This window comes from Vibrio sp. A37, assembly GCF_059777565.1.
In genome coordinates this window covers 274,740-293,668 of sequence record NZ_JBLNLI010000003.1, presented here as the reverse complement: position 1 = coordinate 293,668, position 18,929 = coordinate 274,740, and the positions used below count along the sequence as shown (strand labels likewise).

At 41.0% G+C, this 18,929-nt stretch carries 17 protein-coding genes; 8 read left to right on the top strand and 9 right to left on the bottom strand.

The genetic code is table 11. From position 1 onward, the window contains the following. Window positions 1-6: 6 nt before the first annotated feature. Window positions 7-612: a tRNA-uridine aminocarboxypropyltransferase gene (locus ACM2FC_RS07435; protein ID WP_498480259.1), complete on the bottom strand. Its 606-nt coding sequence runs from the start codon at window positions 610-612 to the stop codon at window positions 7-9. A gap of 3 nt (window positions 613-615) precedes the next feature. Between ACM2FC_RS07435 and rrtA the strand changes: the two genes are divergently transcribed. Then, the gene (gene rrtA / locus ACM2FC_RS07430) at window positions 616-1,182 is read left to right on the top strand and encodes a rhombosortase (protein ID WP_498480258.1); all 567 of its coding nucleotides are present in this window, start codon (window positions 616-618) and stop codon (window positions 1,180-1,182) included. Here rrtA and ACM2FC_RS07425 read toward each other — a convergent pair. The 5 genes from ACM2FC_RS07425 to sohB form a co-directional block, all read right to left on the bottom strand. Next, window positions 1,179-2,411 (bottom strand): ATP-grasp domain-containing protein, encoded by a 1,233-nt coding sequence (locus tag ACM2FC_RS07425; RefSeq protein ID WP_498480257.1) that lies wholly within the window; start codon window positions 2,409-2,411, stop codon window positions 1,179-1,181. The genes rrtA and ACM2FC_RS07425 overlap by 4 nt on opposite strands. Further along, complete coding sequence (locus ACM2FC_RS07420) at window positions 2,408-2,986, bottom strand: hypothetical protein (RefSeq protein WP_498480256.1); 579 nt, start codon at window positions 2,984-2,986, stop codon at window positions 2,408-2,410. The genes ACM2FC_RS07425 and ACM2FC_RS07420 overlap by 4 nt, the downstream gene beginning before the upstream one ends. A 17-nt stretch (window positions 2,987-3,003) precedes the next feature. Further along, entirely contained in the window at window positions 3,004-3,708 is a 705-nt protein-coding gene (locus tag ACM2FC_RS07415; protein WP_498480255.1) for a queuosine precursor transporter, read from the bottom strand. A gap of 14 nt (window positions 3,709-3,722) precedes the next feature. After that, entirely contained in the window at window positions 3,723-4,412 is a 690-nt protein-coding gene (locus ACM2FC_RS07410) for a helix-turn-helix domain-containing protein (protein WP_498480254.1), read from the bottom strand. Window positions 4,413-5,326: 914 nt separating this feature from the next. Beyond that, window positions 5,327-6,388 (bottom strand): protease SohB, encoded by a 1,062-nt coding sequence (gene sohB / locus ACM2FC_RS07405; protein WP_498480253.1) that lies wholly within the window; start codon window positions 6,386-6,388, stop codon window positions 5,327-5,329. A gap of 187 nt (window positions 6,389-6,575) precedes the next feature. On the opposite strand from sohB, the gene ACM2FC_RS07400 reads away from it, so the two are divergent. Continuing rightward, window positions 6,576-7,319, top strand: coding sequence for a YciK family oxidoreductase (locus tag ACM2FC_RS07400; RefSeq protein WP_498480252.1), 744 nt, complete (start codon window positions 6,576-6,578; stop codon window positions 7,317-7,319). 75 nt (window positions 7,320-7,394) lie between these two features. On the opposite strand, the gene ACM2FC_RS07395 is transcribed toward ACM2FC_RS07400, so the two are convergent. After that, window positions 7,395-8,108 (bottom strand): substrate-binding periplasmic protein, encoded by a 714-nt coding sequence (locus ACM2FC_RS07395; protein WP_498480251.1) that lies wholly within the window; start codon window positions 8,106-8,108, stop codon window positions 7,395-7,397. A gap of 297 nt (window positions 8,109-8,405) precedes the next feature. On the opposite strand from ACM2FC_RS07395, the gene imuA reads away from it, so the two are divergent. From imuA to ACM2FC_RS07380, 3 genes are read left to right on the top strand one after another with little or no spacing between them, the layout of a single operon-like run. Then, complete coding sequence (gene imuA / locus ACM2FC_RS07390; protein ID WP_498480250.1) at window positions 8,406-9,068, top strand: translesion DNA synthesis-associated protein ImuA; 663 nt, start codon at window positions 8,406-8,408, stop codon at window positions 9,066-9,068. A gap of 2 nt (window positions 9,069-9,070) precedes the next feature. Then, window positions 9,071-10,489: a Y-family DNA polymerase gene (locus tag ACM2FC_RS07385; protein ID WP_498480249.1), complete on the top strand. Its 1,419-nt coding sequence runs from the start codon at window positions 9,071-9,073 to the stop codon at window positions 10,487-10,489. Continuing rightward, on the top strand, window positions 10,473-13,571 hold the full coding sequence (locus tag ACM2FC_RS07380) for an error-prone DNA polymerase (RefSeq protein WP_498480415.1): 3,099 nt from the start codon (window positions 10,473-10,475) through the stop codon (window positions 13,569-13,571). Before ACM2FC_RS07385 ends, ACM2FC_RS07380 begins: the two co-directional genes overlap by 17 nt. 21 nt (window positions 13,572-13,592) lie before the next feature. Here the strand turns inward: ACM2FC_RS07380 and ACM2FC_RS07375 are convergent, their stop codons facing one another. Then, window positions 13,593-14,543 (bottom strand): chemotaxis protein CheV, encoded by a 951-nt coding sequence (locus ACM2FC_RS07375; protein WP_498480248.1) that lies wholly within the window; start codon window positions 14,541-14,543, stop codon window positions 13,593-13,595. A gap of 116 nt (window positions 14,544-14,659) precedes the next feature. Further along, window positions 14,660-15,880 carry a sugar metabolism global transcriptional regulator Mlc gene (gene mlc, locus ACM2FC_RS07370; RefSeq protein WP_498480247.1) on the bottom strand — a complete coding sequence of 407 codons (1,221 nt, stop codon included), beginning with the start codon at window positions 15,878-15,880 and terminating at the stop codon, window positions 14,660-14,662. Window positions 15,881-16,200: 320 nt separating this feature from the next. On the opposite strand from mlc, the gene pyk reads away from it, so the two are divergent. From pyk to ACM2FC_RS07355, 3 genes are all read left to right on the top strand, one after another. Further along, the gene (gene pyk / locus ACM2FC_RS07365; protein ID WP_498480246.1) at window positions 16,201-17,643 is read left to right on the top strand and encodes a pyruvate kinase; all 1,443 of its coding nucleotides are present in this window, start codon (window positions 16,201-16,203) and stop codon (window positions 17,641-17,643) included. Between the two features lie 70 nt (window positions 17,644-17,713). Then, a complete protein-coding gene (locus tag ACM2FC_RS07360) occupies window positions 17,714-18,193 on the top strand; it encodes a GNAT family N-acetyltransferase (RefSeq protein WP_498480244.1) in 480 nt (159 codons plus the stop codon). A gap of 171 nt (window positions 18,194-18,364) precedes the next feature. Beyond that, window positions 18,365-18,829 carry a hypothetical protein gene (locus tag ACM2FC_RS07355; RefSeq protein ID WP_498480243.1) on the top strand — a complete coding sequence of 155 codons (465 nt, stop codon included), beginning with the start codon at window positions 18,365-18,367 and terminating at the stop codon, window positions 18,827-18,829. The last annotated feature ends 100 nt before the right edge of the window (window positions 18,830-18,929 follow it).

Here is an 18,929-nt window from a genome sequence, read left to right as displayed (position 1 = left end):
GTTGTCTCATTCTCGATAGTTTTTTTCAAACACCTCTTTTGGCATCTTCTCTATTTGAAACTGAATCATTTTTTCAAATGCCATGATTAATGGCGTAAAATCTTTTTCAGGCTCAAGTATGGACAAGATGTGATACCCCGCCTCTACTGTAGACAAGCTATTCTCAGAAGGCGCTTTACGAATAATATATTGCCCTTTTAAACCATCAGGCAAATGGATACTTGGTAGGCTTTGTAAGTTGGTTGAAAGCTGCCACATTTTATAGGCCTTACGCCACGTTCCATCAATCAAGATGATGCGTAACCGTTTAGCTTCTTGGACTAAACCCGTTTTTGTCACTAATTTAGAGCCTTCATTAGGGAACAAGACGTAGTGAGCAGTGTCTGAATCTGTCAGAAGCTGATTGAGTTGTTTATGTTCGGAAAAATTTTCGCCAACAAAAACTTGGCTATTCGATAACGAAAGTTGTAAGACTCTAGCGGTTCCTAATGGTCTATTTTGTTCGCTAGGGTGCTGGAGGATGATTAACTCAACGTTCGATGCTAGGCTTTTTATCCATTGGCATATGCACGCTTTATTGGCTTTACCACATTTTGAACAATACCGAGACATAACGTGATTCTTTACCTTGTTTTAGCTGTTATTAGTTTAGTTTGTTTAGCTCTGCAATTTGAGCCCGCAAGCAGTTACGCCGTTTGGAATATTTATGCCATTCATCAAGGACAATGGTGGAGGATCGTAACAGGAAATCTCACTCACACCAACTACGCCCACCTAGCTATGGATTTGGCGGGTTTGTGGATCATTTGTTTTCTATTTCAGCCCAAAACTAAATCATTCTTATTGGTTTTTTTCTATCTATCCGTAGTAGTTGGTGTGGGGTTGCTTTTCAGCAATATCACTACGTACCTTGGCCTATCAGGTATTTTACATGGGCTGTTTGCCTACTATGCCCTTTTAGAGGCTTTGAGAGGACGACGCTCAAGCTGGTTGCTAGTTGCGGGTGTTATCGGAAAGGTAGTGTGGGAACACATATTTGGGCCATCCACGACGACCAGTGAATGGATACATGCTCCTATAGCCATTCAAGCGCATTTAGCAGGAACAATTAGCGGGTTGGTTTTGGCTATCATTATTTATTGTTTTTACAAAGAAATTAAAATCAATAACTTAAAAACTTAAGCCGAGGATTCAATCGCTGTCACGACAGGCACATAGCTCCTTAAGCTTTCAAAATCCTGCTGAATTCGATCTAAACAGTTGCTTTCAACGGTTAATATGCCCGAACGATCTATAATCGACTTGCTTTTATCAATAGTGTCTCCAACCTGAACCTCCCAGCTAAGATTGAATTGGCTTTCTATTGGCGGAGGGAGTAATTTCTGTATGACCCCCTCAGATTTCGACAAATAAGACCAAAAAAAGTAGTTTCCTGTTTGCTTCTGCACGACGGGCAGCTCTAGTGAACCTGTAAGCACAGAGATACTCAAGTCCGCAATATTGATCCCATAAACCACTTCATACATTTTTACCACTAATGCAGCAGGGATACGCGCCCCAACTTCTAAAAAGTAGTACTCTCCATCTTGAACAAAAACCTCCACATGATAGATTCCGTTTTGATAACCAAGAGCTTTGAGACAATCATTAGTGAAGGGAAGAAGAGACGCCTTGATATTTTCATCTAAAACAGGAAAGCTCGCTAGATTTTTGCCTTCTTTAAAAAATAAGTTTGGGTAGAGATATTCTGAACATGCCTTAAAAATTGGCCTACCATTGTAAATAACGAAGTCACAGTGGTATAAGGTTCCTGTGATAAACTGCTCAGCAATGAAATGTTGTCCTTGTGGTAAATATTTTTGATAATACCTATCTAAATCTTTTTGAGATTTTATCAACTCGACACCATAGCTCCCAGCCGCATCGATAGGTTTTGCGATAAAACTACTTCCAACAAGTGATGATATTGCTTCATAGTCCCTGCATAAAACTACGGATATTGGAGTGTTAATGCCCTTTTCTGATACACACTTTTTCATTAAAGATTTATCAGCAAAATGACTAGCAGAATGAGGAAGCAAACCATTAATATCGAAGTGCTTTCTTAACCTAGCGGCAACGACTGTATTTGCTTCACTTGTATTGATCAAGTACAACGGCTGAGCTTGATATTCTTCTACGAATTCTTGCAATACCAACACGGTATTATCGAAATTCAGAGTCACAATGGGTCCACAATATGTCCCCGAAGAGCTGACAACAACTTCTTTAAAGTACTGTTTTAAATCTTCAGATAAATTGCCTAGTTCTAGTTCATCAACCACTAAGATAAAATCATATTCACTCGATAATCTCGCCAAGGAATAGGAGTGCAAACCAACCGTTGATAATACAAAAACCAACTTTTTCATAATTTTACATTCTTGATACTATAAAGCTTATGTTTCTTCTGCCTCACTCTGAGTTTCTTCGCTTCCTCGAATTCATTTGATGCTTTTTCAGCATGCCTTTGTCCAAGGGAATACCCTAACTGGAAGGCTTCACTACCTAAAAACCTATCCAGTAGTTCATTGTTATTACAGATTCTCTCTGAGCTCACTCTCTTAACTTTGTCGATACCAACCTGCTGCATCGTCACCGTCAACTCATACTTTTGACTCAATGATGGCCTAAATGACTGAATTTTTATACGCTCCATGTCAACATGGAGCTTTATCTGCTCATCCAACCTTGCAATTTTTTCAAGGTCATCATAAGTAAGTTCAGACTTTAGGTTTCGGTCTAATAGTATCTCTCGGGCAGTAAAAAGGTTGGATATATTCTGGCCTACAACCTGTAATCTACAGACGGGATATCCATGTTTTTTACTTGTAACTATGCTATCTAACCTAAGGTTCTTATCTGTTCCATTATTCTGGTTATTCACTGCCGAATTCAAAGCAGAAAACATTTCCTTCAATCGCCGGCAATACTGAATCAAGTTCATAATATTGCCTTTATTAGCTAATACTTAAATGGAGAGAAGTTAGTGTTGTAATCATAAACATCGGTTCCTTCTACCTTTTTAAAATATCCGGCAATCAATGATACAAATGGAGCTTGTATAGTATTTGCTAGTATTTTCCAAACCCAACCTGTAAATATCAGTATAAATATCTCTTTAAAGGGTTTGGCGAACGCAAAAATAGTCATATATCCAATAGTGAGCAGAACCAGCTCAGACACGGCACACGAAGCAATTTGCCTTAACCAAAAATACTTCCCTTTCCACATCATCTTCAATTTTTGAATAAGATAAGAGTTCAAAAAATAGCCAACAAGAACAGCAATAAGGCCGCCTGTCCCTTGTCTCCAAATAGAGTGGAATAGTTGATCGTAAGGCTTACCTAGCTGCCAAAAATGAGGAGAAGGTAACCCAAGCACAAACTGGATACTTAGAGTAAAAAATAGTATGCAAATCGCATTGGCCCATATGACTCTGCGAGTATGATGATAGCCATAAACTTCCGCCAATATATTACATATCGAGTAATCTAGCGTATAAATAAGGGCACTAGATGCTATAAACAAATGGCTAAAGCCAATATCAATAGGCTTGTAAATCACCACCGTAGAGACTGACTGAATGATGACAAAAATGCATGAAAGTGGAACGAGTAGTTTATAATCACCTGCACCTTTTCTAGCCGAATATAATATTTTTTCCATTTTATTCTTCTTAATTAATAATTTACTATTGTTTGCACCACACACCCATAGAATGTCGGTGACTCGCAAAAAACAATCCCTAATCCTTCAATCATGGGTTTCAAATAGATATCATCTCCATCTATAAGAACTTGACGAAGAAAAGGTTTTTTTTGATTTTCTTTCTCAGTGACTAATGCATAGTCGTAATGACTCGGATTAACCTCCAAGTCTATAATATGAATGATATTGTTGTTGTTGACGTTATTTACTAGGTCATCAGCACCTGATTCTATTGCAAAAGCTCTGTTACTGACCGCTAGTTCAGTATTCACCCACTTTGCATACTCTTTATGTATGAGTCCATTACTCCAAGAGACGACTTCATCAAGTGTTATCACTGGAACTCGTGCTAATGTCATGCTAGTAAAGTTTATATCTCCCGAGTACTGCGCTCCACCGAGGGAATCGCCAATTAGGTTTTCAATAGAAACACCAAAATAATTAGCAATCGGGGCTAGTGTAGTCACTGTTGGATTAGCCGACGAAGAAGCAGAACGAAGTCTATTGATTGTGCTAATAGTTAAGTTGGTATGCTGACTTAACTCGCTCGAGTCAACATCTGCTTGCAGCATAAGCTGCTTGAGGTTCTTCGAAAGGTTTCCTGTTATGTCTCCCTTACTCGTTGGAATTTTAGGCAGGAATTTTTCTAAAGCATTTTTCATAAGCAACACTGCAATACTATTAATTGAATCTCTTGCCAACCATAAACTTGGAACGAAAGAATTTATTCGTTTGTTAATGGGCTGGAGAGGCGACGATTTTTACTCACCTTTAAAAACTCAATTAGGCTTTTTAATACTTAACAAGGTCAACTTAATCTATGGGAGACTCCAGCCGGATGGATTATATGAACATGGTTTCCATGCTGCAATCGCATATGTGAGATCTAATATTTACGAATTGGCCATATATAACTTGAACTAAAACTTCTATAAGAATCATATAAATAAATAATTTTACATATATGAAATTTAGTTTATATTGAAGCAACTATATATGATTAAGTTTTCTCATTTATAGGAAAAAACTAAAGATCGAGATATCTAGATACCGCACTATATCGATTGGAGGCTTTCGAAGACTTATCTATTCCATCAAACCAGCTATAAGCTTTCGCATAAATATAGAAGAGCTTATAGCGCAACACTTTTGTAAAGAGTGTTGCTACATAGCCAACTAACTTTGTCCTTTACGCCTCTTCAAGCTAGGACACTTTTGAGCCCAAATTATATATTTGGGCTTTTTTTTGTTCTCTATCTGAAATATACAAAATAAATACAGGCCCCTTCGAGAAGTAACATAGGTAATATCAAAGGGATCATTCGAAAGCATAGATACTATTGATGAGTTTTAGCTTTAAATAAAACTTCACTTCATTCATAGCCAATTTTTGTATTAAAAGAGAAATACTACTTGCTAAACGAATAGCCGGCTGTAGAACACGACTTTTCCCAGCTCGCGTCTAGCTTCGAAGAAAAGAACTCACTTCAGTATGAAAGTGAGTTTGCCGATAAAGGTATACTACGATTGGAGAACGTTCCGGAGGGGATATTACCCCCCTCCGTTTGACACTATTTTAAACGATTGGCCTTTGCCCACGGCTTGCCAACTTAAGCAGAACACCATCTGCAACATTGCTTGCGGTTCCTACTAGCTTGTCCGCCAGCTTTTTCTTACGCACGTAGCGAACTGACAATACCGTTTTATCTTTACAAGCTTCCACAACAATATCATCAGACGTTTTAATATCATCAACTAAACCGAGTTCTTTTGCTTGTGTTCCATACCAGTGTTCACCCGTTGAAACCTTATCAAGCTCTAGCTCTGGGCGGTGGTCACGGATAAAGCCTTTGAACAGGCCATGAGTTTCTTCCAGCTCTTGCTTGAATTTCTCACGTGCCTTATCGCTATTTTCACCGAACATTGTTAACGTGCGCTTATATTCACCAGCCGTCAGCTGTTCAAACTCAATATCATGTTTTTTCAAAAGCTTATTGAAGTTTGGAATTTGTGCGATAACGCCAATGGACCCAACAATTGCAAATGGTGCCGAAACAATTTTATCTGCGATACAAGCCATCATGTAGCCACCGCTTGCTGCTACTTTATCGACGGCAATAGTTAGTGGTAATCCAGCATTCTTGATACGATCTAATTGAGAAGATGCTAAACCATAGCCGTGAACCATACCGCCACCAGACTCTAAACGAAGCAACACTTCATCACCTTCACGAGCCACAGCTAAAATCGCTGTCACTTCTTCACGCAACGAAGACACTTCTTTCGCATCGATGCTGCCGTTGAAATCTAAAACAAATAAATGTGGCTCTCTCTTGGTATCCAATGCCCCCTCTTTAGCTGCTTTCTTTATCTCTTTCTCACGAGATTTATTTTTCTCTTTCTCGCTTTTTTTCTCGGCTTTATCACGTGCTTTGATGAACGCTTCATCGTGTAAATGGTGTTCTAGCTGTTCAACGGTGTTTTTGTGTTGTTCAGTAAGGTTAGTGACTTCCAGCTCACCTTTTGCGGCACCACTTTTCCCACCTAATCCTTTAATAATGACCAATATCGCTATGATCGCGATTACCACAGTCGCGATTTTGGCCAAAAATAGTCCGTAATCCAACAAAAATTCCAATGTAATATCCCCAATTAAATGAATTAGTGTATTGTACACTCAAGTAAAATTATCTTACTCAAATAAATTCCACTCGTGATTTGTGAAACCTTTAGATTGAAGAGGACGGTAATGCAGTGAGTTCCATATCACTCAATTAACACTCTTATCTCTAAAAGTTCTTATTCTACTTCTAAGGATGCTTACATTGAACTACTCAGTATCTGAAAATGCACTCAAAGATAAAATTATTTTAATAACAGGCGCTGGCGCTGGTATTGGAAAACAAGCTGCTCTCAGTTATGCCGAACATGGTGCAACTGTCATTCTTCTCGGCCGTACAGTAAAAAAGCTCGAGCAAACCTATGACGAAATTGAGGCTGCTGGCTACCCTACTCCGGCTATCATCCCATTGGATATGAAAGGAGCAAGCAAACAGAATTACTTAGACATGGTCGATACCATTGAAGGTCAATTTGGTCGCCTTGATGGAGTATTACACAATGCTGGCGTGCTTGGCGTTTTAAGCCCTTTTGATCAAATCGACGAAGCCACTTTTGATGATGTTATGCAGATTAATGTTAAGTCTCAATTTCTGATGACTCAGGCATTGGTTCCATTAATGCGTAAGTCTAAAGACGCTCGTATTGTCTTTACCTCATCAACTGTTGGGCATGTTGGTCGAGCATTTTGGGGCACGTATTCTATTTCAAAGTTTGCTACTGAAGGAATGATGCAAGTCTTGGCAGATGAATTAAGCGATACGTCAATTCGTGTTAATGCTATTAATCCAGGCGGTACAAGGACGAGTATGCGAGCACAAGCTTTTCCTGCTGAGGATGCTGATTTGCTAAAAACACCAAAAGATATCATGCCTTTGTACCTTTATCTGATGGCTCCAGAGGGCAAAGAAGTGAACGGTCAATGCATTGATGCACAGCCAAAAAAGTAATGATATGAAGAAGTAACCAGTTAAGGTGCTATTTAATTTAGCACCTTCTATTGTCTCTTAGAGCATGTATATGGACTAGTATTTAGAAATAATCTTTTCAAATGTGCCATCATCGCGCATCGAGTTTAAAGCGTTTTTCCACTTCTTAGCTTCAACTTCTGAGATATCTTTCGAAGCTGCAAAATAAATGATGGGTTTAGATAATACATAACCAAAGACTAGATCATTTGGGTCGTAGCCGTGAGTTTTGTAAACATATTTACCCACTAAGCGAGGGATAGCCCAAAGCTTGATTCGCCCCTTACGTAGCTTTTCTACATTCTGCTCTTCGTAGGTAACGGTCTGAATATCATCAAAGCCTGCTTTTTCAAGTAGCTTCTGAGCTGGCGTTCCTCGTTGGACTCCAACCGATAAGCCGATAACATCCTCAAGCTTGTCGATATTCACATCTTTATCAAGCGCAACTAGAACGTAGTCATTATTAATTTCAGGAATGGGGACAACCCAAGTGTATTTATTTTCTCGGTGCGGTGTACGTGACAGCGGCGTTATTCCATAGGCATTATTTTGTGATGCTTTATTTTGAGCTCTTGCCCATGGTAGAAACTGAAACTCATCACTTTGTCCGACTCGACGAGCCATCTCCTTAACAACATCAACAGTGACTCCAGTTTGAACACCATTCTCAACCATTGAATACGGCGGAATCTCAGCAGTGACTAAGGTAAGCTCTTGGGCAGAAACTCCCAAGGAAAAAAGACAACCAACAGCCAATACGATATTTTTCACTACCTAGCCCTCATAGCATACTGATGAAAACAATATCTCTTATCGGAATATAATTACAATACAAATTAAGTATATAAGCCGTACTCTAGAGCCTTTTGGCCTCAAGATACATTGTCTGCCAAAGGTAATTGTAGTTAAAAATAAAAATATCAAAAAAAATTCGCGGTAATTTCTCATAAACTTGTGTTGAGGAACAAACCATACAGTTTGTGACTTAGGTTACCTTCTCTGACAATCATCTCCCCCTTGCAACCTTTTTCTTGTTTATTATACTGTATATATATACAGGTATTCCCTATGCATGAACTGATAAATCAACTTAGAAGTAAACAATTGATCTGGCAAGGATCTTACGCTCAGTCCCCAATTAAAATGCTATCAACAGGGTTTTGTACTCTGGATGATCGGCTAGATGGCGGGTTCCCTACATCTGGCGTGATAGAGATAAAATCATCTCCGAGCATTGGTGAGCTACGGTTGTTGTGGCCACATATTAAAGGCCACCAAGACGATAGAATGATTGTGTTTATACAGCCGCCAGGTAAACCTTGTGCAGAACAGTTACTTACTGAAGGTATTGATCTAAACAACGTGCTCGTTATTTCTACAAAGCGGACTAATGATGCCCTTTGGGCAGCTGAACAGTGCTTAAAAAGCGGTGCATGTAGTCATGTTTTGTTATGGCAAAAGAGCCTGAGTATTCACCACATAAGGCGCCTCCAGATCGCAAGTGAGCAAGGAGAATGTTTACAGTTCCTATTTAAAGACAATGTCAACAACAACCTCTCTTTGCCTGTTAGCCTAAGCATGACATTACAAGCACACCCTTTAGGATTAGAAGTGGCAATCACAAAGCGTAAAGGTGGTTGGCCACAAGGTCAGTTTGTCCTTGGCCTAGATACATTCTCGATACCACAGCTCCACCAAGATGAACTCTCAAAGTTAAGGAAATTGGGGTAACTATGCAGTTGTGGCTCTATTTACACTTTCCGACTCTACAGTTAGATAGCTTGTTTGCTGAGCATTGCGAGCAACCTATGGCAATTGTGAGTGAAAAAGTACACCGTATTGTGCAAGCAAACTCAACCGCATTAGAGCAAGGAGTTCAGCTAAATATGGGGCTTGGCAGTGCTGCGGCACTTTGTTCGAAACTGAAAGTTCACCCTTACGATAGCAAGGTAGAAGCAAGAGCCTTACAAGAAATCGCTCAGCAGCTTTACTTAATTACTGCCGATATGATGCTTTGCCCACCGCAAGGCTTATTACTTAAAGTCACAGATATGCTCACCCTTTATCAAGGACTAGATAACTATTGGCAAGCTTTAACTTTCTCTCTTGATAAACTGAAGGTTCACTATCACTTCGCCACTGGCTTTTCTCCACTTTCAGCACAACTGTTGGCTCAATCGGCTACAGACAGCTTGTCATGTGAAAAATCAGCTATTTTAGAGTTGATAACACACCAACATATCTCAGCTGCTGATATATCAAAGGATCACCTTGAACTTTTACAACGACTTGGTGTAAAGAGTATGGGCGACCTTTTGGCGATCCACCTAGCAGATATCGCGCGCCGATTTGATATCGAACTCATTAACTATATTGGCAAACTGACAGGACAATTTAAGCATGTTATCGACTTTTACTCTCCACCAGAGCATTTTGAAAGCGATTTAGAGCTGCTGTTTGATATCGATAATGTGCAATGGCTAGAGAAGCCATTACATATATTGCTGGTACGTTTAGAGCAGTTCTTAAGATCTCGAAACCTTGTCGCATACGAACTCATCCTCTCTCTACACTTACGAGATGCTGACTCAAATGATTTAATCTTTACCTCAGCTTGTGGTGATGATAGCGCTTCTAAATGGCAAACGCTTTGTCAACTAGCGTTAGAATCCTTAACGTTAAATCAATCAGTGCAAAGCCTGACCCTAAAAGCTTCTCGTACAGGTGAATTGCAGGCATCCAGCTCTGATTTATTTTCGAAACGCCAAGAGCAACAAAGCGAGCTAGAACTTATTTCTTACCTACAAGCAAAGTTAGGGACAGATAAAGTACAAAAACTCAGCCTTAGTGGTGATCCAAGGCCAGAGCATGCCACTAGTTTGTACAATCCGACTTATCCTCAAGCACCAATATTATCCTCGGATAAATTGAATAGCATAAAACGCTTGCGCCCTAGCTTTTTATTGCCAACACCCAAAAAGTTACAACAAAGAGGTCAAATTGTTTACGGTCCCGAACGTATCGTGACAGGTTGGTGGGATGGGAATGAGATCGTACGAGATTACTTTGTCTCCCGTAGTCACTCTGGTCAATGGCTTTGGATATTTCGCAATCAACAGCAGCAATGGTATCTACATGGCTATTTCAGCTGACGAATCAAAAGCTTTGTATGCAGAACTATTCTGCCAGAGTAATTTTTCTTTTCTCACTGGTGCTTCTCATGCTGAAGAGCTGGTTCTCCAAGCCGACCAACTGAGCTACTCTGCCATTGCTATTACCGATGAATGTTCATTGGCAGGCGTCGTTCGCGCTCATACCGCAATTGAACAGCACCAGCTTGCTATCAAGCAAATTATCGGCAGTATGTTTTGGCTTAACCAAGAGTGCCAAGTCATTTTACTGTGTCCAGATAGAGCCGCTTACGCCGAGCTTTGCCGCATCATCACCAACGCTCGAAGGCGTGTCGAGAAAGGACATTATCAACTATCAGAGTGGGACCTGATGTCTATACAACATTGTTTCATTCTGTGGCTGCCTTGCCAGCAGGACTCCGATACTAAATGGGGGCGTTGGCTAATGCAGTATCACGAAACTCGATTATGGCTAGGCATTCAACGCCACCTTACTGGCTCAGAACATCACTATATTCAGCACTGCCAAACACTTGCTAACGAGCTCTCACTGCCTATATGCGCCTGTGGAGGCGTGCTGATGCACACGCCAGAACGTTTATCTCTGCAGCATGTATTAACTGCGATTAAACTCGGAGAGACCGTAGAAAATATTGGCCCTCATCTACTGAGCAACTCTGAGCGTTCTCTTCGCCCACTTAACAAGCTGAGTAAACTATTTAGATCCGAGTGGCTCACTGAAACCATAAATATTTCGAACCAATGTCACTTCCATTTAGATGAGTTGCAATATGAATACCCAAGTGAGCTCATTCCTGACGGTGAAACCCCGATAGGCTATCTGCGCCACTTAGTTGAAAAAGGCAAACAACTACGATTTCCACAAGGTGTTCCAAACAAGGTCGAACAAACAATAGAAAAAGAGTTGGCATTAATTGAAGAGCTCAATTATCCATTTTATTTTTTGACCATCCACGACATTGTGATGTTCGCCAAAAGGCAAGGTATCCTCTATCAAGGAAGAGGCTCTGCGGCGAACTCTGTGGTGTGTTACTGCTTGGAAATCACTTCGGTTGATCCACGACAGATTTCAGTGCTTTTTGAACGCTTTATTAGCAAAGAGCGTAATGAACCACCTGATATTGATGTCGATTTTGAACACGAAAGGCGTGAAGAAGTCATTCAATACATCTATAAGAAATACGGCCGAGAGCGAGCTGCCCTAGCTGCGACAGTGATCACCTACCGCTTCAAAAGTGCTTTGAGAGAAGTAGGAAAAGCATTAGGCATTGCTGAAGAACAACTTAATTTCTTCATCAAAAACGTCAATCGTCGAGACAAAGAATACAGCTGGACCAAGCAATTAGTTGATCTTGGCATTCAACCTGATTCTCTAAAAGGCCAGCAATTTATACGCTTAGTTGGAGAAATAATTGGCTTTCCTAGGCACCTGTCGCAACATGTCGGCGGATTTGTTATTTCTGCCGGCCCATTGTATGAATTAGTTCCTGTTGAAAATGCTACTATGGCAGAAAGAACTGTTATTCAGTGGGATAAAGACGATTTAGAAAGCCTTTCTTTGCTCAAAGTAGATGTGTTAGCTTTGGGCATGCTCACTGCAATTCGCAAATGCTTTTCACTAATAGAAAAACACCATGGTGAAAAACTATCTATTGCTGAGATCACTCGCCGACAAGATGATCCTCACGTCTACCAAATGATTCAAAAAGCCGACACCATCGGCGTATTTCAAATTGAATCCAGAGCGCAAATGAGCATGCTACCCCGCCTCAAACCTGCTTGTTATTATGACTTAGTAATCCAGATAGCTATCGTCCGACCCGGCCCCATCCAAGGCGATATGGTTCATCCTTTCCTCAAAAGACGCAACAAGCAAGAAGCTGTGAGCTATCCATCAGAAGAAGTAAAAGAGGTTCTGTCGAAAACGTTAGGCGTACCCATTTTTCAAGAACAAGTGATAAAACTTGCCATGGTAGCTGCAGGCTTTAGTGGTGGCGAAGCCGATCAACTTCGCCGGGCAATGGCTGCATGGAAAAAAACTGGGGATCTGACCAAATTCAAGCATAAACTGATTGGCGGCATGCTAGCGCGCGGTTACCAACAAGAATTTGCAAAACGCATCTACGATCAAATCTGTGGCTTTGGAGAATATGGCTTCCCTGAAAGTCACTCTGCTTCCTTTGCCGTGCTCGCTTACTGCTCTTCATGGCTAAAACACTATTACCCTCATGCTTTTTATACTTCTCTACTGAATAGCTTACCTATGGGGTTTTATAGCGCCTCACAACTGGTACAAGATGCTCGCAGACATAAGCTGGTTATCCTGCCTGTTTGTGTCAATCAATCTCAATATGACCATCAGGTGGTACACGATAAAAACAGCTTTGCCATTCAACTTGGGCTTAGGCAGATTAAAGGTCTCAGCCATGACTCTAGCCAGCTTTTATTAAACGCTCGTCCTAATGACGGTTACCGGAGCCCAAATCAGCTTAAACATATTGGTTTAAATAAAATGGATATTGAATGTTTAGCCTCTGCTGGAGCTATGCGTTGTTTCAATCTAGATCGCTACCAAGCCCGATGGTCCATGATGGATTCATTGTCCGAGTTACCACTTTTTAGAACCCATGACGCGACCAAATCTCTTGGTTTACGCTCTCCTTCAGAAATTGATAATTTGCTGGAAGACTACGCAACCATTGGCCTTTCACTAGAAAAGCATCCTATACAGCTTCTTGCCGAAACATGTCCACTAGGACGATTCACCCGAATGGAGCATCTAATAGACAAAAAGAATCGATCCATTGTCACTGTGATAGGAATTGTCACAGGTAAGCAATCTCCAGGCACCGCAGCTGGCGTAACTTTTTTTACCTTAGAAGATGACACAGGAAACATGAATATAGTGGTATGGAAAGCCACCGCTAGAGCACAGAAACAAGCCTATATGGCAGCAAAAATATTAAAGGTACAAGGTATATTAGAAAGAGAGGGAGAAGTGACTCATATCATTGCCGGCAAGCTAACGGACCTCACCCACTACTTAGATAAGTTAGTCAGTCGTTCAAGAGATTTCCATTAAAAGTAGTACGATGTATCCAACCTATTGAGCAGTAAGTTGTTTACGTAATCGACCTTGAACAGCCCCCACAAGAAGGTCTGGCTGGAATTTAGAAATAAAATCATTACAACCCACTTTCTCAACCATGGCTTCATTAAAGCTGCCGCTTAATGACGTGTTTAAGACAATATGCAAGTCACTCATTCGATCATCATTACGAATCTCATAAGTCAGCTTGTAACCGTCCATCTCTGGCATTTCGGCATCAGTGATCATTAATAGCAACTCATCAGTAACTTTTTTGCCTTCATCACACCAAGACTTTAGAAGTCTTAAGGCTTCTAGGCCATCTCTGCATTCTATGATATTCAAGCCCAGCTGCTCGAGCGTACCTTTGACCTGAGCCCGAGCAGTAGATGAGTCATCGACAATAAGCACGTTCCTTCCCATCAATTCAGAGGAAAGGTCGTCGTCTAACACTCCTTCCGAGATAGACACATCGTAGTCAACAATCTCCGCGAGTACTTTCTCTACATCAATGATTTCAACAATTTGTAGATTATCGTCTTCTTTAATCTGAGTAATCGCAGTTAAATAATTAGAACGCCCAGTTGTTTTCGGAGGCGGCTGAATTTCAGTCCAAGCAGTGTTTACAATATTGCGCACTTGACCGACCAGAAAGCCTTGAACAGAACGGTTGTATTCAGTAATGATGAGATTTTCTTCTTGATCTTCTAACCGAGAAGGTGGGAAACCGATAGCACCTCTTAAGTCGATAACAGGTACCGGATTGCCACGTAAAGAAGCAACCCCAGTGATATGGTGATGAGAACCAGGCATCTTGGTTAGTGGAGGTAACTTTATGACTTCTTTAACTTTAAATACGTTAATAGCAAAAATCTGCGAGCTATTAAGGCTAAACAATAATAGCTCTAAGCGGTTTTCACCCACCAGATTAGTACGCTGATCAACAGTATTTAATACTCCAGACATAGGGATTCTCACAAAATCTTATCTATATCTAAAATAGTCTATAGCTGGCCTCTAAGACAAAAAAATAGTTGAATAGGTGACAAAATTCTTTATCAGCCTCTAAAGGTCAATGCCCCCTAACCTTCAACAACCTTGATTAATAACCGCCCGTCAAACAGTGCTTGTTTAACAAGCGCTGCTCCCGGCATCGTCGCTTGCTTGTAAAATCGAGATTCTACGATGTTCAGGTTTTCATGATAGCTGGGCTGAGTTTGTGCCTTAATACACTTCAACACTTGAGGATAAATTATCTCTTTAGCTTGATTAATGACGCCACCAATAAGAATCTTTTCTGGGTTAAAGAGGTTAACCACTATTGAAATTGCAGACCCGAGATAACGGCCAAGCTCCATAATGACATCCACAGCAAGTGGATCACCACCATCTGCAGCCTCGCATATGCCTTCTATGGTGATCTCTCCTTCAACGTCTTTAAGGATAGACTCTTCACCTTTTTCAAGCCTCTCTTCGACTTCTTCTCGAATAGCTTGCGAACTTGCTACTGTTTCAAGACAACCAATATTACCACAGTGGCAGCGCTTTCCATTTGGCTCAATTTGAACATGCCCTAGTTCACCAATGTTGCCAAACCTGCCTTGCAGTACATGACCATCTAAAATAATACCAGCGCCTACTCCATGGTGGATAGAGAGTAAGATAGAGTTGTCCGTATCCTGTGAATGACCAAAAAGCTTCTCAGCGAGCGCCCAAGCTCGAGTATCATTGGCTACAAACACGGGTAAGCCTGTCGCTTTAAATATTTCTGGGCCCAGAGCGAGATTTTCGACATTGTAGTGAGGCATTTTTAGCACAACGCCTTGCTCTGAATTGACCAAGCCAGGCAGAGTAATAGCGATACTCGTGACACGTTCAAGATGATGGGCATAAGTTTGAAAGAACTCATCAATCTCATGAAGCAGCCTCGCAAGTACATCATCTTGGTCGAGTTCATGAATATCAATCTTGGTATCAATCAGAACCTCCCCTCCAAGCTCGTGTAGAGCAATTGTGAGGTAGCCACGACCAAGGCGCAACGAAAGAAACTGCCAACCCGAATTGTTCACTTGCAAACCGACAGCTGGCCGTCCACGACTGATCGCTTCTTGCACTACCGTTTCATGGATCAAGTGAGCCTCAATCAGCTCTCTCGTAATCTTGGTGATACTTGCAGGGGCAAGGCTACTTTCTTTCGAGAGATCGATTCGAGAAATAGGACCTTTTTGGTCTATGAGCTTATATACACGACCAGCATTGACCTGTTTGATATGATCAATATGGCCAGGGTGAGCCATGTACATTTTGTACTCCAGAATTACACAACTCGGTAATTTTTTTACTTTGCGAAGTAATTGTGAAGCCCTTTGATAGCTCATCGTGACAAGGGTCACGGATAATCAGTTATATTTCTAAAATTTAGTGAAAGACACGAAGTATAGTTACATTTAATTTATATACCATTCACAATATTGCACACCTTGTGACATAAAACTCGCTTCTAATAAGCAATTTAGAATCCGCACTAAAATTCTAGACTTTATAAATTAAAATTCTATACATTGCTTATACTTACCTAAGGGTTTTCTGTCCCTACCGCCACCCAAGAAACTAGGACTTCATCATGACATCGACATTACGACGCACCAAAATTGTCACTACTCTCGGTCCTTCAACGGACAAAGACGATAATCTAGAACAAATTATTGCCGCAGGAGCCAATGTAGTCAGATTAAATTTCTCTCATGGCAGCCCAGAAGATCACAAAAAAAGAGCAGACAAAGTAAAAACCATTGCTGCCAAGCTAGGTACCCATGTGGCCATTCTCGGCGACTTGCAAGGGCCCAAAATCCGTATATCTACTTTTAAGGAAGGTAAGATACACCTCAATGTCGGAGACAGCTTTACCCTAGATGCGGAGTTAAGTGTGGGTGAAGGCCACCAAGAAGCAGTCGGTATTGATTATAAAGAGCTCCCAAAAGATGTTATGCCAAATGATCTGTTGTTGTTAGATGACGGACGGGTACAGCTCAAAGTTACCTCCGTTGAGGGCAGCAAAGTTCATACTCGCGTCACTATGGGTGGAGTGCTATCAAACAACAAAGGGATCAATAAGAAAGGGGGTGGTCTGTCCGCCGATGCACTCACAGAAAAAGATAAGCAAGACATTATCACTGCAGCAGAAATAAAGGTAAGCTACCTCGCCATTTCATTTCCAAGAAACGGTGAAGACATGAAATACGCGCGTAGACTGGCTCGGGATGCAGGTTTAGAAGCAAAGCTCGTCGCCAAGGTTGAACGAGCGGAAACCGTAGATTGCGCAGAAAATATCGATGATATAATCATGGCCTCAGACGCCGTCATGGTCGCCCGAGGAGATTTAGGAGTCGAAATTGGAGACCCTGAGCTAATTGGTGTGCAAAAACAGCTAATTCGTCGCGCACGCAGTTTAAACCGTACCGTAATCACAGCAACCCAAATGATGGAATCTATGATTGAAAATGCCGTTCCAACACGGGCTGAAGTCATGGATGTCGCCAATGCCGTATTAGATGGTACAGATGCGGTTATGCTATCAGGGGAAACAGCTGCAGGAAAATACCCAGTGGAAACCGTTAAATCGATGGCAGAGGTCTGTTTGGGTGCAGAAAAAATGTCGGCCATCAACCGTTCTACTTATCGAGTCGATAGAACCTTCTATAGCGGTGAAGAAACCATTGCCATGTCAACAATGTTCGCCGCTAATCATATGAAAGGCGTAAAAGCCGTAGTGACTTTAACTGAATCAGGCCGAACTGCACTTATGATGTCACGCCTAAGTTCGGGATTACCAATATTTGCCTTGTCGCGCAATGAAAGTACACTCGAGCTCATTACTCTGTTTCGCGGTGTCTTTCCTGTCTATTTCCACTATACTGGTGACGCCGGATTACCCACTGCAAAAGCAGCAGTTGATACCCTAAAAGATAAAGGACTACTCGATTCTGGCGACTTGGTCATTATCACTCAAGGTGATGTCATGGACGTGGTTGGTTCAACGAACTGCATGAGAATTTTGTCAGCATAAACCTGTATTTGTGCTAAATCAATGTTTACCGCCCAGGCAAAGTCTGGGCTCTTCCCTTTTTGGTTAGGCCATGCATGTAGAATTTAAACCGATAAATCTTGCACAACATTTTGATGCTTGTATTGAAGCCAGAAAAGATGCGTATTTTTGCAGCTTTTTGTCTTACGACGGATTCACTGATTTTCTTGAAGGCTATAGAGATAGAATGGCTCAGAGAATGAATCAAAAAGAATGGTTTTACATTCATGTGTGGGTCAATGGAGAGATTTCTGGGCAACTTGAGTTTCGAAGTGTTTCAGGCAAACCCAATACTGGATACATACACTTAATTTACTTAAAACCAGATTACCGAGGCTCTGGACTAGCCTTATCCGTGCACCAGTATATTCTGAACACTCTATCACTCGCTGGTTGTCAGTATGCTCTTCTCTCAGTGAGTAAAAAAAATAACAGAGCTTTAAAGTTTTACACGCGAAATGGCTGGGACTTCCTGTATTCCAACCCGAAGCATATTGAAACAGACTTCTACCAACGTGAACTGATTTTATAAGCTAATTCACACATTTGACACCATACCCTCACTTCAATCGCTGTAATTATTCACACGTGTAATTAAACATGCATTTTTTTCTTGCTGAATAAATACCAATCAATATACACTTTGTTTCATATTGTATATTCAGGCACGATTGGTATTGACACATTCGTGTCAGGTGAGCACATGAAGAGCTTCATCAGTTTTTTTATTATGGCTGTCGCGACGATGAGTGTGAGTTTTCATGCTTTTAGCCAAGGCAGTGCTGTCATTGAATATAAAGTAATGCAATTGGATGGACGAATTGTCAGTGATGTATTCGTCAAGGTTGAAAGCTCCTCACAAACTTTTGGAAGTGACTTGAGAGTGGATTCCTACTTCGTACCTATGTGTTCTTCTGCAGGCCGATATCCAAGATTTGATGAAGGCTACGATTTCGTCCTTACACCAGATCATACGCATGTAGAAATATATGAGTACTCAATAGGTGACGTTGCTTATCAAATACATGGACAAGCATCATGCTTTAAAAAAGACGAAGTTAAGCAAGGATTTATTCATTATTCCTTTGACATACAGCCCGATAGTTCATCAGTACAAACATTCAAACTTGATAATAATCGTCTACTCAAAATCAAAATGCATATGTAAAAAGGGAAACATTATTTGTAATGGGCATCGCGTCACTTCGCCATACCGTCACACCGAAATCTAATCTACCTAGCGCAAAAAGCTCGATATGAAAAACTTG

What these genes read in the sequence shown, in the direction of transcription:
- ACM2FC_RS07435 (WP_498480259.1), bottom strand. Translation starts at nt 612, where the DNA reads ATGTCTCGGTATTGTTCAAAATGTGGTAAAGCCAATAAAGCGTGCATA.
- ACM2FC_RS07425 (WP_498480257.1), bottom strand. Translation starts at nt 2,411, where the DNA reads ATGAAAAAGTTGGTTTTTGTATTATCAACGGTTGGTTTGCACTCCTAT.
- ACM2FC_RS07420 (WP_498480256.1), bottom strand. Translation starts at nt 2,986, where the DNA reads ATGAACTTGATTCAGTATTGCCGGCGATTGAAGGAAATGTTTTCTGCT.
- ACM2FC_RS07415 (WP_498480255.1), bottom strand. Translation starts at nt 3,708, where the DNA reads ATGGAAAAAATATTATATTCGGCTAGAAAAGGTGCAGGTGATTATAAA.
- ACM2FC_RS07410 (WP_498480254.1), bottom strand. Translation starts at nt 4,412, where the DNA reads ATGAAAAATGCTTTAGAAAAATTCCTGCCTAAAATTCCAACGAGTAAG.
- imuA (WP_498480250.1), top strand. Translation starts at nt 8,406, where the DNA reads ATGCATGAACTGATAAATCAACTTAGAAGTAAACAATTGATCTGGCAA.
- ACM2FC_RS07385 (WP_498480249.1), top strand. Translation starts at nt 9,071, where the DNA reads ATGCAGTTGTGGCTCTATTTACACTTTCCGACTCTACAGTTAGATAGC.
- ACM2FC_RS07380 (WP_498480415.1), top strand. Translation starts at nt 10,473, where the DNA reads ATGGCTATTTCAGCTGACGAATCAAAAGCTTTGTATGCAGAACTATTC.
- ACM2FC_RS07375 (WP_498480248.1), bottom strand. Translation starts at nt 14,543, where the DNA reads ATGTCTGGAGTATTAAATACTGTTGATCAGCGTACTAATCTGGTGGGT.
- mlc (WP_498480247.1), bottom strand. Translation starts at nt 15,880, where the DNA reads ATGTACATGGCTCACCCTGGCCATATTGATCATATCAAACAGGTCAAT.
- pyk (WP_498480246.1), top strand. Translation starts at nt 16,201, where the DNA reads ATGACATCGACATTACGACGCACCAAAATTGTCACTACTCTCGGTCCT.
- ACM2FC_RS07360 (WP_498480244.1), top strand. Translation starts at nt 17,714, where the DNA reads ATGCATGTAGAATTTAAACCGATAAATCTTGCACAACATTTTGATGCT.
- ACM2FC_RS07355 (WP_498480243.1), top strand. Translation starts at nt 18,365, where the DNA reads ATGAAGAGCTTCATCAGTTTTTTTATTATGGCTGTCGCGACGATGAGT.